The sequence below is a fragment of the Streptomyces sp. McG3 genome (assembly GCF_018619185.1).
Classification (GTDB): Bacteria; Actinomycetota; Actinomycetes; order Streptomycetales; family Streptomycetaceae; genus Streptomyces.
This window is the reverse complement of the sequence record NZ_JAAXYC010000582.1, coordinates 1-720: the sequence shown is the minus strand read 5'-3', so window position 1 is coordinate 720 and position 720 is coordinate 1. Positions and strand designations below refer to the sequence as shown.

Annotated in this window: 1 protein-coding gene; it reads right to left on the bottom strand. The window is 65.8% G+C overall.

All coding sequences use genetic code 11. The features are described from left to right. A partial coding sequence (locus tag HET64_RS38570; RefSeq protein ID WP_308370437.1) for an acyltransferase domain-containing protein occupies positions 1-684 on the bottom strand: 684 nt, incomplete at its 3' end. Positions 685-720: the final 36 nt, after the last annotated feature.

The following is a 720-nucleotide window of genomic DNA, read 5'->3' as shown; positions in this document are numbered from 1 at the left end:
CTCACCCGTCACCGTCGACACAACCGGGATCCGGGGCGCCTCGAAGGGCAGGCCGGCTATCGACTGGGAGAACTCCTCCAGCATCGGGTCCATCAACGGCGTGTGAAACGCGTGACTCACCGGGAGCCACCGGGTCCGCACACCCTCAGCACCCAACTCATCGACCACACCACGCACAGCTTCAGCCTCACCGGCCAGCACCACCGACCCCGGCGCGTTCACCGCAGCCACCCACACCCCGGCAACCCCAGCAACCCGCTCCCGGATCTCCTCCACAGGAGCAGCCACCGACACCATCACACCACCGGCCGGAACCCCCTGCATCAACCGGCCCCGCACACACACCAACCGCACCGCATCAGCCAGACTCAACACACCCGCGGCAACAGCCGCACTGACCTCACCGACCGAATGCCCCACCACCACATCAACCCGAACACCACACCCCACCAGGACCCGCCACAGCCCCACCTCCAAAGCAACCAAACCCACCTGCGCGAAAACCGTCTCATCGATCAGTTCACCGCGGCCACCCTCACCGAACAGCACCGGACGCAACGGCTCGGGCAACAACCCGTCCGCCACCCCACACACCTCATCCACCACACCCGCGAACACCCCGAACCGCTCATACAACTCCACACCCATACCGGCGAACTGCGAACCCTGACCCGTGAACAACACCGCCGACTTCCCACCCACCGGCGAACCACTCACCAA